Annotated in this window: 12 protein-coding genes; 4 read left to right on the forward strand and 8 right to left on the reverse strand. The window is 62.3% G+C overall.

Going from position 1 to position 14,890, the window contains the following annotated elements; genetic code table 11:
* The first annotated feature begins 104 nt into the window (after positions 1-104).
* From HAP40_RS02255 to HAP40_RS02265, 3 genes are all read left to right on the forward strand, one after another.
* Positions 105-746 carry a response regulator transcription factor gene (locus tag HAP40_RS02255; RefSeq protein WP_166811169.1) on the forward strand — a complete coding sequence of 214 codons (642 nt, stop codon included), beginning with the start codon at positions 105-107 and terminating at the stop codon, positions 744-746.
* Positions 747-1,098: 352 nt separating this feature from the next.
* The gene (locus tag HAP40_RS02260) at positions 1,099-2,127 is read left to right on the forward strand and encodes a LysR family transcriptional regulator (protein ID WP_166811167.1); all 1,029 of its coding nucleotides are present in this window, start codon (positions 1,099-1,101) and stop codon (positions 2,125-2,127) included.
* A gap of 232 nt (positions 2,128-2,359) precedes the next feature.
* Positions 2,360-3,955, forward strand: coding sequence for a GMC family oxidoreductase (locus HAP40_RS02265; protein WP_166811166.1), 1,596 nt, complete (start codon positions 2,360-2,362; stop codon positions 3,953-3,955).
* 215 nt (positions 3,956-4,170) lie between these two features.
* On the opposite strand, the gene HAP40_RS02270 is transcribed toward HAP40_RS02265, so the two are convergent.
* The 3 genes from HAP40_RS02270 to HAP40_RS02280 all read right to left on the reverse strand — a co-directional run bounded on the left by HAP40_RS02270 (position 4,171) and on the right by HAP40_RS02280 (position 8,034).
* Positions 4,171-5,187, reverse strand: a complete 1,017-nt coding sequence (locus HAP40_RS02270) for an AraC family transcriptional regulator (protein WP_166811164.1) — start codon at positions 5,185-5,187, stop codon at positions 4,171-4,173.
* A gap of 179 nt (positions 5,188-5,366) precedes the next feature.
* The gene (locus HAP40_RS02275) at positions 5,367-7,574 is read right to left on the reverse strand and encodes a xanthine dehydrogenase family protein molybdopterin-binding subunit (protein ID WP_166811162.1); all 2,208 of its coding nucleotides are present in this window, start codon (positions 7,572-7,574) and stop codon (positions 5,367-5,369) included.
* A gap of 4 nt (positions 7,575-7,578) precedes the next feature.
* Positions 7,579-8,034 carry a (2Fe-2S)-binding protein gene (locus HAP40_RS02280; RefSeq protein WP_166811160.1) on the reverse strand — a complete coding sequence of 152 codons (456 nt, stop codon included), beginning with the start codon at positions 8,032-8,034 and terminating at the stop codon, positions 7,579-7,581.
* Positions 8,035-8,477: 443 nt separating this feature from the next.
* Between HAP40_RS02280 and trpC the strand changes: the two genes are divergently transcribed.
* Positions 8,478-9,326 carry an indole-3-glycerol phosphate synthase TrpC gene (trpC, locus tag HAP40_RS02285; protein ID WP_166811158.1) on the forward strand — a complete coding sequence of 283 codons (849 nt, stop codon included), beginning with the start codon at positions 8,478-8,480 and terminating at the stop codon, positions 9,324-9,326.
* Between the two features lie 187 nt (positions 9,327-9,513).
* Here the strand turns inward: trpC and HAP40_RS02290 are convergent, their stop codons facing one another.
* The 5 genes from HAP40_RS02290 to HAP40_RS02310 form a co-directional block, all read right to left on the reverse strand.
* A complete protein-coding gene (locus HAP40_RS02290) occupies positions 9,514-11,787 on the reverse strand; it encodes a xanthine dehydrogenase family protein molybdopterin-binding subunit (RefSeq protein WP_208024905.1) in 2,274 nt (757 codons plus the stop codon).
* A gap of 41 nt (positions 11,788-11,828) precedes the next feature.
* Entirely contained in the window at positions 11,829-12,815 is a 987-nt protein-coding gene (locus HAP40_RS02295; RefSeq protein WP_166811154.1) for an FAD binding domain-containing protein, read from the reverse strand.
* Positions 12,812-13,321 carry a (2Fe-2S)-binding protein gene (locus HAP40_RS02300; protein WP_166811152.1) on the reverse strand — a complete coding sequence of 170 codons (510 nt, stop codon included), beginning with the start codon at positions 13,319-13,321 and terminating at the stop codon, positions 12,812-12,814. Before HAP40_RS02300 ends, HAP40_RS02295 begins: the two co-directional genes overlap by 4 nt.
* A 75-nt stretch (positions 13,322-13,396) precedes the next feature.
* On the reverse strand, positions 13,397-13,831 hold the full coding sequence (locus HAP40_RS02305) for a MarR family winged helix-turn-helix transcriptional regulator (RefSeq protein ID WP_166811149.1): 435 nt from the start codon (positions 13,829-13,831) through the stop codon (positions 13,397-13,399).
* A 118-nt stretch (positions 13,832-13,949) separates the two neighbouring features.
* Entirely contained in the window at positions 13,950-14,852 is a 903-nt protein-coding gene (locus HAP40_RS02310) for a LysR family transcriptional regulator (RefSeq protein WP_166811147.1), read from the reverse strand.
* Positions 14,853-14,890: the final 38 nt, after the last annotated feature.

Below are 14,890 nucleotides of genomic sequence, written 5' to 3' on the forward strand. Positions count from 1 at the left end.
CCGGCGGTCCGCTCAGGTAGAATATTCTGTTCATCTCGATAGACCGCGCGTAGGGTATGCGGGAACAGGCTGAAATGCGCTTCCCCAAACGCAGGATGCCGGGAATGGGCGAGGCAAACCCCAGTGTCTTGGTTATCGATGATGATGCCGAGTTTCGCGACTCGGTCGCGCGGCTGTTGCGGACAGTCGGCTTACATACTCGACAATTCTCGTCCGTTCCCGATTTTCTCACGGCCGACCCGCCGGATGGTCCTACTTGCCTGGTGCTCGACGTAAGAATGCCGGGACGAAGCGGTCTCGACCTCCAGAGCGAACTTGTCGCCGCAAACAGGCAAGTGCCGATTATCTTTATCACAGCGTACGCCGATGTGCCGATGACTGTGCAGGCAATGAAGGGCGGTGCGATAGAATTCCTTACGAAGCCATTCCGTGATCAGGACCTGCTCGACGCCATCGATGCCGGACTCACTCGCGATCGCACTCGACGCGAGCGGGAAAAGCTCGTAGTCGCGCTCAGGCGGCGTCTCGACACACTCAGCCCTCGCGAGAGTGAGGTCATGCTCCATGTCGTGGCAGGCCGCCTGAACAAGCAGATTGCCAACGATATCGGCATTGCCGAGTCCACGGTAAAAGTGCATCGCACCAACCTGATGCGGAAGATGAAAGCGCGTTCGGTTCCGGAACTCACCCGGATGGCGGATCGACTCGACATAAGACTAGAGCAGTCCCGGAATCCCCGGGCTTGAAGACGAGCTATCGGAGTTTCTATCCGAGCGGCGCCACCGCCTGTCATATCCCCCGCATGTTGCTGCGTCGCTAATCTCCTTCTTTGGAGCTCCTAACCGCTCCATGGATTCCAGGGCGCACGGCTTGCACCGTTGCCCCTAAGCGATGGCTTAGCATGGCCAGCGAAAAAGCGAGCCTCATCATACCTCCGCGCAATCGACCGCAGCTTCGCAAACCATCAACATTCGGCCGTCGAACAGACACCGAGGTCGTGTTCTCGCTCTCAACGACCGCGAGCGCCCCGATCCGGTCGGGGTGACGCGAGGCTCATCGGTAAAGACAGCCGCACCTTGACGGAGAACATAACACCCCATGGAGCTTCATCAGGTTCGCTACTTCCTCGCCGTCGCGTCGACGCTCAACTTCACCCGGGCGGCCGAACAATGCAACGTCACGCAGCCCGCTTTGACCAAGGGAGTGCAGAAGCTCGAGCAAGAGCTTGGCGGCCAATTGATCTACCGCGAACGCCAACTTACTCAGCTCACGGATCTCGGAAAGGAAGTCCTTCCGATGCTGGAACGCACATTGGTGTCGGCCGAGGCAGTGCGTCGCAGGGCCCACGAGTTCCAGAGCAAGGAAATCGCGCAGCTGAAGATCGGCCTTGCCCCATCCATCTCGGCCTCGCTCGTCCTCGATCCGATCGCGGAGATCATAAAGGTCGTCCCGGGACTTCACGTCGAGCTGCGAGAAGATGCGACGCAGAAGCTCATCGACCTTTTGCTTGAGGGCGAGATCAACGCCGCAATGGTCGGCGACGTGCAGGACGTGCCCGCCCGCATCGACGACTGGTCGCTGTTCAAGGAGCGTTACGTCGCGGTTCTCTCGCCGGCACACCAGCTCGCAAATCGCACCTCGATCGGCATCGATGACCTCCGCGAGACAACCTTGCTGGAACGCGTCGGATGCGACATCACCCCGAAGATCCAACGGTCGTATTTTCCCGATCAACCATTCCGTCTCGGCCATTGCAGCGGTCATGATTTACACTTGCAACAGATGGCCGCCGCCGGCTTTGGCGTGATACTCGCGCCGGAACACATGCCACGCCTCCCGACGCTCAAGGCCATCCCGCTCGAAGGCGACCTGGTCTTGCGAGAGGTGCGGTTACTGGCCGTGCAGGGACGCTGCTACTCACCTGCGCTGGACGCCTTCGTCAAGTGCGCTCGCCTTCACGACTGGTCGCTCGATCTTCGAGCGTCTGGTCGAGCCCGGGAAGGCGGCGGAGTCCGTGCGGCTATTGGTAACCCACGTCCAAGTAGCCCTGGGGCGCTTCAGAAGAGCCGAAGCGCGACGGCGCGGCAGGTGACAACGGGCGCGGCGGAGTGGCAAGGGCCGGCGTGATGCGTGACCGTTTTCGTTTGGAAAAGCGTGAGAGCAGGTCTTGTGGAGCGCTGAGAGCCGAAGCGTCCGGCCATAACGATCATCTATCGACTCGATGGCAAGAGGTGATTTCCCTCGTCGGCATTGGAACGTCACTCTCCAAAGACATGGTCCGATCAATCTTCGGGTCAGGCGTCGCGTCCGCAGCTGTTGTTGATTGAGCGATCCAAATGGTACGAAAGAAAAGGTTCTGATGTTTGACGAAGCCTACGATTTTGTCATTGTTGGCGCGGGCGCAGCCGGCTGCGTTGTCGCGAGTTATCTCGCCGTGCACACCGATGCATCGATCGCGCTGATCGAAGCGGGTGACAAGGATCGCGATCCGTTCATCCACATTCCAGCAGGCTTCGCCAAAATTCTCGCTCACGACCGGCATGTCTGGAAGTACGAGACGGTCCCCCAGCACGGGACCAGGCGAGCGTATCGCTCAGCCAAGGTGCTCGGCGGCGGCTCCTCGATCAATGCGATGTGCTACGTTCGTGGTCAGACTCGCGATTTCGCTGCGTGGCAGGATGCCGTCGGCGAGACCGGTAAATGGTCGTATGAAGATCTGCTTCCTGTCTTTGTGGCGCAGGAGAGCAACGATACGTTTCACGACGCATATCATGGCATAGATGGCGGCCTGGCGGTCCAGTTGCCCAAAGGCATCAATAAGCTGAACCAGTATTGCCTCAAGGCATTCCAGGAGTACGGGATTCCCTATAATCCCGATTATAACGGCAAGACCCAGATCGGCGTCTCGCCGGTGCAGTCGACGGTCGGCGATCAGCGCCGTTGCAGCGCGGTCGATGCTTATCTGCGCCCGCATCTCGACTCGGGGCGCGTAACACTTCTCACCGGCAGGACCGTCGCTCGCATCCTCGTCGAGAACGGGCGGTCCGTCGGCGTTGAGTTCTTGGACAAGAGCCTGAAGAGCATCAGGGCCAAAGAGGTCATTCTGTCGGCTGGCGCCGTCCATAGCCCGACAATCCTCATGCACTCGGGCATCGGGCCCGCCAAACAACTGAGCCAGTACGGCATCGCCGTGAATGTCGATTCTCCGGAGGTGGGCGAAAATCTCCAGGATCACCCGATGGTACCGGTCCGCGTCTATGTGCAGGGTGATCTCGGATATCAGGCGGCCTCGCAGGGCCTCGGCAGCGTGAAAGCGGGGTTGCGCTATCTGGTCACGAAGGACGGCCCGGCGTCGGGTAATGGAATCGAGACGGTGACGCACTGGAATCCGTCCGATTTCGCCGCAGAACCTACCATCCAATGTTATCACGCCCCGATCGTTTTGAACGAGCAACTCGGTCCGGCGGGCGATCGTTCGGGCATTACCTTCGAACTCGTGGTGCTTCAGCCCAAGAGCCGCGGCTGGGTGCGGTTGGCCGACGGTGATCCGGCATCAATGCCACTGATCCATCCAAACTTCCTTGGTGAGGAGGAGGACCTGAAAGCTGCGGTGGAATCGGTGCGCGCGATTCGCCAGGTCCTGGCCCAGGAGTCGTTGGCCACGGTCGTTGAGGAAGAAATGGATCCCGGCCCGGGTATCGACTCGGACGCCGAAATCGGTGACTGGGTGAAGCGGGTCGTGACGACGATGTGGCACCCGGTTGGGACTTGCCGGATGGGCCGGGATGCGCGAGCGGTTGTTGACGCGAGGCTAAGGGTTCGCGGCGTCGATGGCCTTCGCGTCATCGATGCCTCGATCATGCCGAACATCACCAGCGGCAATACTAACGCTCCGACCCAGGCGCTCGCGCGCCACGCCGCGAGGATGCTGGTGGAGGATCTCCAACGCACCTGAAGGAAAACCTGGCGGTAGAGAGGCTGGTTTCCGCCTTCCTTACGTCGTGAGCGATCAAGCTCCTCGGGATCGACATCATTCTGGTCGATACCCTGTCGTTGCCGCAGGTCGCGCTCGCCTCACGTCGTCGGGCGGATCGTCAGGCCAGCTTCATCGTGTAGCTGGCGGCAAGCGTAGCCATCCATGAGAACATGCATGGCGGCAACGATCGTATCTTATGTCCGGATATCCGCTTTGCTCTCCTTGGCCGTTCGCCGATAGTCGCTTGGGTCCTGATTGTACGCTCTCCGAAAAGCTCGCGCAAAACTCGAGCGGCTTTCGTAACCCGCGTTAAGAGCAACGATGTCGATCGGCATCGAGGTCGTCTTCAAATCGATCGCAGCCTGGCGCATCCTCAAGTCTCGCAAGATGGCCATCGGGGTCTGCCCAAAGATGTCAGAGAAGCGCGTCATGAAGGCCGAACGACTCAGTCCTGCGCAGTGCGCCAGGCTTTGGACGGAATGGGCGGCTCCCGGCCGTGCCACCATATCCGCAAATGCACGAGTGATTTGCCTGTCGGCAAGGATCGAGAACCGTTCGGTCCACCGCTGGGATGACTTGACCGAACGCCGCACCAACGAGACGACGATCTGCTTGAGCAGAGACGCCGTCATGGCTCCGACGCCGACCTCCTGCTGCAGGAGTTCGTCCATGGCCTCGCGAAGCTTGAGATCAATCCTGTCCGCCGGCTCGAATTGCTCGATCACCGGTTCGCGCAGTTCTCCGAACAGCCTCACTGATTGACCAAAGGATGCGTTAAAAAAGCCGCACACCTGGACGATTTCAGGTTGCCCGTCCGGCACTGCGACGCGGAGAATGCCGTCGCGACGCGTCCAGCAGTCTCTCGAAATAAGCCTCTGCGGACCGCTTTCGCCATCAACCTCGATCGTGAGCGGAGTGTTGGGCGGCACAATGATGAGCAGATGAGGACTTAGCGGTATCGCGGGTTTGCCGTTGATTGATATGCGTCCCATGCCGCTTAGGTTGTAGTGGATTCCGGGCACGTCGATCGTTCCGAATTCAACGCGATGGCCGGGCGGCACCAAAATCTCGGTCAGCGCGATGACATCGATGTCGAGCGCTTTCATCAAGCTGTTGAGGTCTGTTGTAGACAATTTGACAGCGGCGCCTGTCCGTCGCGCACCGCTCTGCTCGACGAGATTCTGCTTTGGCGTCGCTTTCGAGTTGGGCATGATCGTAGCGGTTCTTAAGTGCCAGTTACCGGCATCGATAGTGCCATTCTCTTGGGATCACGGGGCGTAATCATGCGACTTGTACGACGGAACCCTGTCCCTTGATACTAGATTACGGTGCGCTCATAGTCCTTACGCTTCGTGTCTTTTGCCCGGCCACGTGCGAGGGCATGTTGGGATTAAGACGACGATTTCAACGAATTCGAATCAATTGGCAGGCTACGCACACGCTTCCCGGTCGCGGCGAAGATCGCATTGGTGACAGCGGCACTGACAATCGCCGTCGGGGCTTCACCAACGCCACCCGGAGGTTCCGCGCTCTTGATCAGGTGTGTCTCCACCACCGGTACCTCGTCGATACGCATCGGTAGATAGGTGTCGAAATTGCTCTGTTCCACCCGTCCATCCCTGAAGGTGATCGATCCGTGGAGCGCCGCGGTCAGGCCGAAAAGCGTTCCACCTTGGACTTGGGCTTCAATCGTATCCGGATTGACGTGCATGCCGCAGTCGATCGCACAGACAATCCGCTTTACCTTGACCGAGCCATCGGCCGCCACTTCGACCTCGGCGACCTGTGACGTGTAACTTCCGTATGCGAATTGTACCGAAATTCCTCGGCCATGCCGCGCGGGAAGCGGCGATCCCCAGCCGGCTTTTTCCGCCGCGAGCGATAGAACAGCGAGCGCTCGCGGATTGTGGCCAAGCAATCCCTTGCGGTAGGCGACGGGATCCTGCTTCGCGGCATGAGCGAGTTCATCCACGAAGCTTTCGACCACGAAAACGTTGTGAGTCGGTCCGACGCCGCGCCACCAGGAAGTCCGGACGCCAGGGGGCTCGACCCGGACAAAATCGACGTGAATATTGGGCAGCGCATAGGGCGGTTCGGCGGCGCCTTCCACGGCGTCGGGATCCAATCCGTTCTTGACGTAAGGGGGATAGTAGCGCGCCATGACTGAGGAGCCGGCGATCCGGTGTGTCCAGGCAACGGGCCTGCCGGCCGCGTCAAGACCGGCCGACAGCCGATCGAGATAGCAGGGCCGGTACATATCGTGCTGGATGTCTTCCTCGCGGCTCCAGATCACCTTCACCGGGCCGTCAACGTGCTTGGCGATCTTGACGGCGAGAATCGTGCCGTCGGCTTCAAGCCTTCGGCCGAAGCCACCGCCGATCAGATGATTGTGAATTTTGACAGCGTCTCTTGGCAGGCCGGTGAGCTCGGCCACCTGCGACTGTGTGATCGTAGGCGCCTGCGTCCCGACCCAGATGTCGCAACGGTCCTTCTGCAGATGGACCGTGCAGTTCATCGGCTCCATCGCCGCATGGGCCAGGAAAGGCACCTGATAGATGGCGTCAACCCGTTGCGCCGCCGCCGCAAGAGCCTTCCCCGCATCGCCAACGTTACGGGCAACCGCGCCCGGCTGTCTGGATGCTTCCTCCAACTGCTTGACGATATCGGCGTTGTTGACCTTGCCGTGTGGCCCGTCGTCCCATGTGATGGCGGCAGCCTCGAGCCCCTTCTTCGCCGCACCCATGTGATCCGCCACGACGGCGACAGCTTCACCGATATTGACCACTTGCCGGACGCCCTTCACCGCCAGCGCGGCTTTCTCGTCCACCGCTTTCGCGTTGCCACCGAGCACCGGCGAAATGGCAATTGCTGCAATCGTCATGCCCGGCAGTCGCGTATCGATGCCGTAGAGCGCGCGCCCATCGACCTTTATCGATGAATCCACACGTTTGACGCGCTTGCCGATCAAGGTGAAATCCTTCGGATCCTTCAATTTGACGTCGGCGGCAGCCGGCACAGGCAACTTCGCCGCAGCGATCGCAAGTTCGCCGTAGCTCAGATGTTTCGAACCTGAGGCGTCGAAGACGGTTCCGTCCTTGGCGCGGCAAGTCGCCGGATCGACATTCCAGCGTCTTGCGGCTGCGGCAATCAGCAGATGGCGACCTACCGCCCCGGCCTGACGCAGCGGCGTCCAGAAGGCCCGGACAGAGGCGGAGCCACCGGTATTTTGAATGCCTATGATCGAGTTGGCGTAAAGCGCATGATTTGGCGGAGCGTGCTGGACCTGAATCTGGTCGAGCCTCACTTCCAGCTCTTCGGCGAGAAGCATCGAGAGCGATGTGTAAACTCCCTGTCCCATCTCGACCATCGGCATAACTAGTGTCACCGATCCGATCGGATCGATGCGAATAAATCCATTCGGTGCGAAAGCCCCGGCTACCTCGTTTTCGACAACCTGCGAAGGAGTTGCTGCGAAGACGGCTTCCGTGCTCGCGCCCGTCAGCGCAAAGCCAAGCAGCAGACCTCCGCCCCGAAGGAAGGTGCGCCGCGACACCGCTGCGTCATCTGTGATCTGCTCAGTCTGAATAATCCCACCCATGATCTCAGACTCCCGCAGCACGCTTGATCGCAGCGCGGATGCGCTGATAGGTGCCGCATCGGCAGACGTTGCCCGACATGGCCACGTCGATATCGTCGTCCGTTGGCTTCGGCATGTCCGTTAAGAGCGCAGCCGCCGACATGATCTGGCCGGATTGGCAGTAGCCGCACTGCACGACCTCCAACTCGAGCCAGGCATTTTGCAAGGCCGCTCCTTGCGGTGTGCTGCCAATCGCCTCGATCGTGGTGATCGCACTATCGCCGACGCTGTCGACCGGCGTCTGGCAGGATCGGACCGGTTGACCGCCGATATGCACGGTGCAGGCACCGCACAGTGCCTGGCCGCAGCCGAACTTGGTTCCGGTCATGCCGAGTACGTCGCGCAGCACCCACAGCAGCGCAACGTCGCCATCGACATCAACCTCATAGGGGGTACCGTTGATCTTCAACGTGAAAGCCATGGGTGCCTCCTAAGCCCGTTGGACGTGAGGGATGAGTTGACGAGCACCCACGCGCTGGGAGTCTTCGAAAGGATCAAGTCACCCGATTCAGCCCACTCCGGCTGATGCAACCGGCGGTGGGCGCTACTCGATGAAATTCGTAGCGACCGCCATTGATCGCAGCGCGAGACGAAATCTTCCAATAGCTGTCATTCATGGTTTCCATAGTGATGGGGAATAAGATCGAGAGCATGCCGCAGCGATCCCGGCAATGACGTCTCAGCGGCTACATCCCGCTTCAGTGAAGCTCATCAGCGGCGCGAGCGTCATGAACGGAATTTCGCAGCCGCCACGAACGGGTGATGAAGCGGAAGTGAGCAGGCGTCGATGATCTTTGATTTGTACTGTCCCGCCGGAGCGACGCAGATTGTTGGGCGAGAGTTGAGTCCAACAACAGAGCGATGATGTCAGACATCTTGAAGAAGATCGAAACCTATAAGCGCGAGGAGATCGCGGTTTCCAAGCGTGTTCACCCCCTCGCGAGCCTCGAGGCGCGCGCCAGGAATGCGGCGCCACCCCGCGGTTTTGTCCGCGCGATCAAGGAAAAGCACGGCGGCGGCGACTATGCGCTGATTGCCGAGATCAAGAAGGCGTCGCCATCGAAGGGCCTCATCCGCGCCGATTTCGATCCACCCGCCTTGGCGAAGGCCTATGAGTCCGGTGGCGCGGCCTGCCTCTCGGTGCTGACCGATACGGCGTCGTTCCAGGGGCATCTCGATTTCATGGCCGCGGCGCGTGCGGTGACCAATCTGCCGGTGTTGCGCAAGGATTTCATGTTCGACACATATCAGGTTGTCGAATCCCGCGCTCACGGCGCCGACTGCATTCTGATCATCATGGCGGCGCTCGATGACGCCGCCGCCAAGGATATCGAGGACGCCGCGATCGCGCTTCAGATGGATGTGCTGATCGAGATCCACGACCGCGCCGAACTCGACCGCGCGCTGAAACTCCGTTCGCTGATGGTCGGCGTCAACAACCGCAATCTCCGTACCTTCGAGACTACGCTTACGACCAGCGAGGAACTTGCGCCGCTGATCCCGAAGGAGCGGCTGATGGTTGGGGAAAGCGGGATTTTCACATCGGATGATCTGGCCAGGCTCGAGCGTGTGGGAATGTCGACCTTCCTTGTCGGCGAAAGCCTGATGCGTCAGCCCGACGTGGCGACGGCAACCCGCACGCTGCTGGCAAGGGACAAGCCAGCGACCGCGGCGGGAATACCTTCCATCCGAGCCGCACCGTCCGCTCGATGAGCGAGATGCCCGCAGTGCCGGAGCTAGAACGATCCAGTGTGGATCTCTTGAGCGATCCCAGGAAGCGCGTTCCTGCGCGGCTGAAGGAGGTCGTCGGCAGGCGCGAGATCAAGTTCTTGCCAAGGACGCGCGGCCCTCGTGGCCCCGCGCATCCCTGATGCGCCGCCGGCATTCGAATCCTGCCAGCTCAAGCCAACAACAGCTTGTCCGGCGTCAGCGGCAGGTCGCGGATGCGCTTGCCGGTGGCGTTGAACGCGGCGTTCGCGATCGCCGCAGCAACGCCGGCGATGCCGATTTCGCCGATGCCGCGCGCGCCCATCGGAGTGCGAGGATCGGGAATATCGGTCCACAACACGTCAATGTCGGGCACGTCGAGATGGGCCGGGATATGGTAGTCCGCGATGGACGCGCTGATGATCCGCCCGCTGCGCTCATCGAGCAGGGTCTCCTCCGTCAGCGCCATGCCGAGTCCCATGATCATGCCGCCGCGAAACTGGCTGGCCGCCGTCTTCGGATTGAGGATGCGACCGCAATCGAACGACCCGACGAGACGGTCGACGCGCACTTCCCCCGTCACCTCGCTGACGCGCAATTCGCAGAAGATCGCGGACCGGCTGTGCATCGAGAATTTCAGCACCTCCAGGGGCGCCGAGCTTTCGCCGACGACGCTGATTTCGTTGCGCGCCGCCCGCTTGAGGATCGATGCGAAGCTTTCATGTCGCAACGGATCGCCGATCTTGCGCAAACCTCCGTCGGCGAACTCGATCTCGTTTGCCCGCAGGCCGGCCAGCGGCGTGTCGTTGCCGGCCAGGCGCAGCAGTTCGCCGGCGAGCTTCATGCTCGCCGCATTGATCGCCGCACCAAGCGATGCGGTTTGCGACGAACCGCCAGCAAAGCTGCCGAACGGCAGGCTGGTGTCGCCGATACGAACGGTGACGCTGTCAAGCGGCAGGCCGAGGCGATCGGCGGCGTGCTGCCGCTGCACGGTTGCCGTGCCCATGCCCATCTCGTGCGCAGCACTCGCCACGGTCGCGCGTCCATCGCCGTCGATCGTGATGCGGGCCGACATGCCCGGCATCCGCGCGTAGGGAAACGAGCCCGACGCGCATCCCATGCCAACCAGCCACTCGCCTGTTCTGCGCGAACGCGGCTTTGGCGGACGCCGCTCCCAGCCGAAGCGTTTTGCGCCGAGATCGTAGGCCAGCATCAGATCACTCTGCGAATGCGGCGCACCGCTGACCGGATCGGAGTCGCCGATATTGCGGCGCCTCAGCTCGATCGGGTCGATCTGCAGTTCATGCGCCAGCTCGTCCATCGCACTTTCGACCGCGAAAGTTCCTGGCGCCTCGCCCGGCGCGCGCATGAACGTGTTGGCGAGCACGTCGAGGTCGATGGCATGCTGCACGATGTCGAAGCTTCCAGCCGCGTAGAGCGACCGGCTGGTGAGCGTGAACGCCTCGTCGGTCACACCGTGCGCGGGCTTGACCGAATAGCCGTGATGAAGAAGCGCCAGCAGCCGGCCGTCGCGGTCGGCCGCGAGCGCCACGCGCTGCTCGGTCTGCGAACGGCCGCCGACAAGACGCTGCATGCTGGCCCGCGACAGCACCAGCCGGACCGGCCGCTGCGCGAGTTTGGCCGCCGCGGCGCCGAGGATTTGATGATCCCACAGTCCCTTGCCGCCAAAGCCGCCGCCGACGAAAGGCGAACTGACGAAGACCTGCGTCTCTTTGATGCCGAACACCTTTGCCAGCGAACCGGCCGTGCCGTTCAACATCTGCGTGGCGTCATGCACGATCAGCCGGTCACCGTCCCAGCGGATGGTTGTAGCATGGGGTTCGATGGGGCTGTGACTGTGCCAGGGCGTGCGATAGACGGCGTCTGTAACAGCGGCTGCCGTCCTGAATGCGGTTTCCGCATCGCCCTTCTTCAGCCGGTTACGCTCGATCATCAGCGAGTCCGGCGTGCGGGCATTCGCCTTGCCGGCCTTGAAGTCCGTCCGCGCGGCGACCGGCGCGTAGCGGACGACGACCAGCGACGCGGCGAAGTTCGCCTGTTCCTGCGTCTCCGCGAGCACGACGGCCACCGTCTGGCCGTTCCAGCGGATCTCCGCGTCCTGCATCACCGGCAGGATGTTGTTGCCGGCGGCTTTCAGATTTGTCAGGCCGATCGGCGGCGGCAGCGCCAATTTCGGGGCGTTGCGGTGGGTCATCACCAGCGCGACGCCGTCCGCCGCCTCGGCGGCAGCGACATCGAGTTCGGCAATGCGCCCGCGCGCAATCGTGGAGTGGACGAAAGCCGCATAGAGCAGCCCTTCCATGGGAACTTCCGCCGCGAAGCGTGCGGCGCCCTTCACCTTGTCGGGGCCGTCGATGCGGGACTGCTGCGTTCCGAGGTTGACTCGCTTGTCGATCAGCGGATCTGGCGTGCCGCCCGGCAACCAGCTGCCGGGAACGTAGCCCATCGCGGCGCGGACGCCGCCGACGATCGCATTCTGCAGCTTGCTCATGCGTCCTCTCCCGTGAGTTGGGCGAGCACGGCCACGATGGTCCGCTTCGCGAGTTCGACCTTGAAGGCATTGCCGTCAAGTGTGGTGGCCGCCGCCAGTTCGGCATCGGCCGATGCACGAAAGCGCTCCGGCGTCGGCGTCTCACCCAGCAGCATCTTCTCGGCCTGCCGCGCGCGCCATGGCTTGGCGGCCACGCCGCCGAGCGCGATCCGGACATCCCGGATCTTTCTGTCGACCACATTTAGACCGGCTGCGACGGATATCAGCGCGAATGCGTAGCTCGAACGATCGCGGACCTTGCGATAGGTCGAGCGCGCGGCCGTCGGGTCTGGCGGGAGCTCGATTGCGGTGATCAGTTCGCCGGGATGCAGGACGGTCTCGATCTGCGGCGTCTCGCCCGGCAAGCGGTGGAAATCAGTCAGAGGCACGCTGCGCTCGCCTCCGTGGCCGGCGAGACGAACCGTCGCATCGAGCGCCGCAAGCGCGACGCACATGTCCGACGGATGGGTCGCGACACAGTGCGGCGATGCGCCGAGGATCGCGTGATAGCGGTTGAAGCCGCCGATGGCGTCGCAGCCGGCATGCTGCTCGCGCTTGTTACAGTGCGAGCCCGCCGCGTCGTAGAAATAGGCGCACCGCGTGCGCTGAAGGATGTTGCCCCCGACCGTCGCCATGTTGCGGATCTGCGCCGAGGCTCCGGCCAGCAGCGCACGCGACAGCATCGGATAGCGCGCACGCACGGCGGGATGCGCCGCCAGCGTGCTGTTGCGCACCGCCGCGCCGATCTTGAGACCTCCGCCCGGCAGATCGATGATCTCGGCCGGCAGGCGCGAGACATCGACCAGCGCCTGCGGCGCCTCGATATTCTGTCGCATCAGATCGACAAGATTGGTGCCGCCACCGAGGTAGCGGACCGGCCCCGCGGCCGCGGCGGACAGGGCCGAAGCCTGATCGGCGACGCGCTGATAGGCGAAGGTTCTCATGCCGCATCTCCTTCCATCAGCTTCTCGATGGCATCGATGATCCCGTTGTGAGCGCCGCAGCGGCACAGATTGCCGCTCATGCGCTCGCGGATCTCGTGGCGCCGTGCGCCTGTTGGGCCTTCGGTGAGGTCGGCCGTGACGTAGCTGGGATCGCCACGACGCAATTCCTCGATCATGGCGATCGCCGAGCAGATTTGGCCCGGCGTGCAATAACCGCACTGGAAGCCGTCGTGCTCGATGAAGGCCTGCTGCAGCGGATGCAACTGGCCGTCTTCAGGGGCGATGCCCTCAATGGTGCGCACCTCGCGGCCATCGGCCTGAACGGCCAGCGTCAGACACGACAGGACCCGATCGCCGTCGATGATGACGGTGCACGCCCCGCAGCCGCCCTGGTTGCAGCCCAGCTTCGTCCCGGTCAGGCCGAGACGCTCCCGCAGCAGATCGAGCAGGGACATCCTGGGGTCGTCGGGCGGAGGATGTGCGATTCCGTTGACGAGGATAGCCATGGACGCCTCCATCTCTGGGCCGAACTCTCCTCAAGCTCTGCCAGCCTCATCAGAATAGTACGAATTTCGTACTATTCAAGTTTCGTTGTCGGCAATCTTTTCGGTCAGACGGATCAGTTCGTCCTGCTCAGACATCTCCAGCGCCCGAAGCATCGTCCGGCAAGCCTCCCGGTACCCTTGGATGTGGTCGTCAACCACCTGGCGCCCCTTTTCGTTCGCGCTCAGGGCGACCGCGCGGCGATTGTCCTCGGGACGGCGACGCTCGATCAGGTCTTTCTTCACCAGCCGATCGACGGCCGAGGACATCGTTGTCATCGCAACATTGAGATAGCGCGCGACATCGCCCATGCCGCAACCAGGATGTTCGGCGATGAACACCAGGGTTTGGGCATCGAGTGCGTTGAGCGCGTTGTCGGCCGCCGCGACCGCCTCGGCGACCTTGAACCGGCGCGTGAAACGTTCGAACGCGCGCGTCAGTTGCTCGACTTGTTCTCGGGTCGGTTCAGGCATGGCTGCAGCAAAACATGTTCGGCAGTTCGGGGCCAGAGATCGATGCAGGAAACGAGCGTTTGTTGCTGCAGGGAAGCAGCCTCAAGGTGTGCTGTCGGCTCGGGTACCACTCCCGCCGCTAGCGCTTTCCGCTCGGCCGATAACGCACGTGATCGATCAACACCCGCAGCTTCGGCGGAAGATTCCGCCGGTCCGGAAAGTAGAGGAAAAAGCCGCGGAAAGACGGACAATATTCCTCCAGCACGGGTACCAATTCTCCTCGCTCGATATAGGGGCGAAACGTTTCTTCCATGCCGAAGGTCAGGCCGCCTCCCGCGCAGGCGGTCCGCACCATGACCCACATGTCATTGGTCGTGATCCTCGGCTCCACCGCGACGTCGAACTCGCGCCCGGCCTCGGCAAATTCCCAACGGTAAGGGGCCATTTGCGGCGCCGGCCGCCAGCCGATGCAGCAATGCTGCGAGAGTTCGCGCGGATGTGAGGGGACGCCAAACCGCTCCAGATAGGCCGGAGCAGCCACGACCAGCTGGCGTTGATCGCCTGAGACCGGCACCGCGATCATGTCCTGCTCGATCACCTCGCCGAGCCGAACCCCTGCGTCGTAGCCCTCGGCCACGATGTCGAATTCCTCATCGGTCACGGTGACGTCGACCTGCACGCCGGGATGAGCCTGCGTGAAATCGGCGAGCAAGGGACCGCAAATGAATCGCTCGGCGATCGACGACACGGCCAGGCGCAGCTGCCCCGTCGGCTGCGCGTCACGGTCGCGGGCGCCATTGATCGCCTGTTCGACTTCGGCGACCGCCGGCGCCACGCGCTCGTGCAAGCGCATGCCGGCTTCGGTGAGACTGACACTGCGCGTCGTTCGATGGACCAGAGCTACGCCCAACTGGTCTTCCATGCGGCGGACGGCCTGGCTCACGGCGGACCGCGTCACCCCTAACCGCTCGGCGGCGCCCCGGAAGCTCCTCGCTTCGGCGACCGCGATGAAAACGGCGACAAGGTTCAGGTCAGTGGTCATTGGTTAGCTATGCTTACCACTTCGGTCATCATTGGCCA

Source organism: Bradyrhizobium sp. 1(2017), from assembly GCF_011602485.2.
Classification (GTDB): domain Bacteria; phylum Pseudomonadota; class Alphaproteobacteria; order Rhizobiales; family Xanthobacteraceae; genus Bradyrhizobium.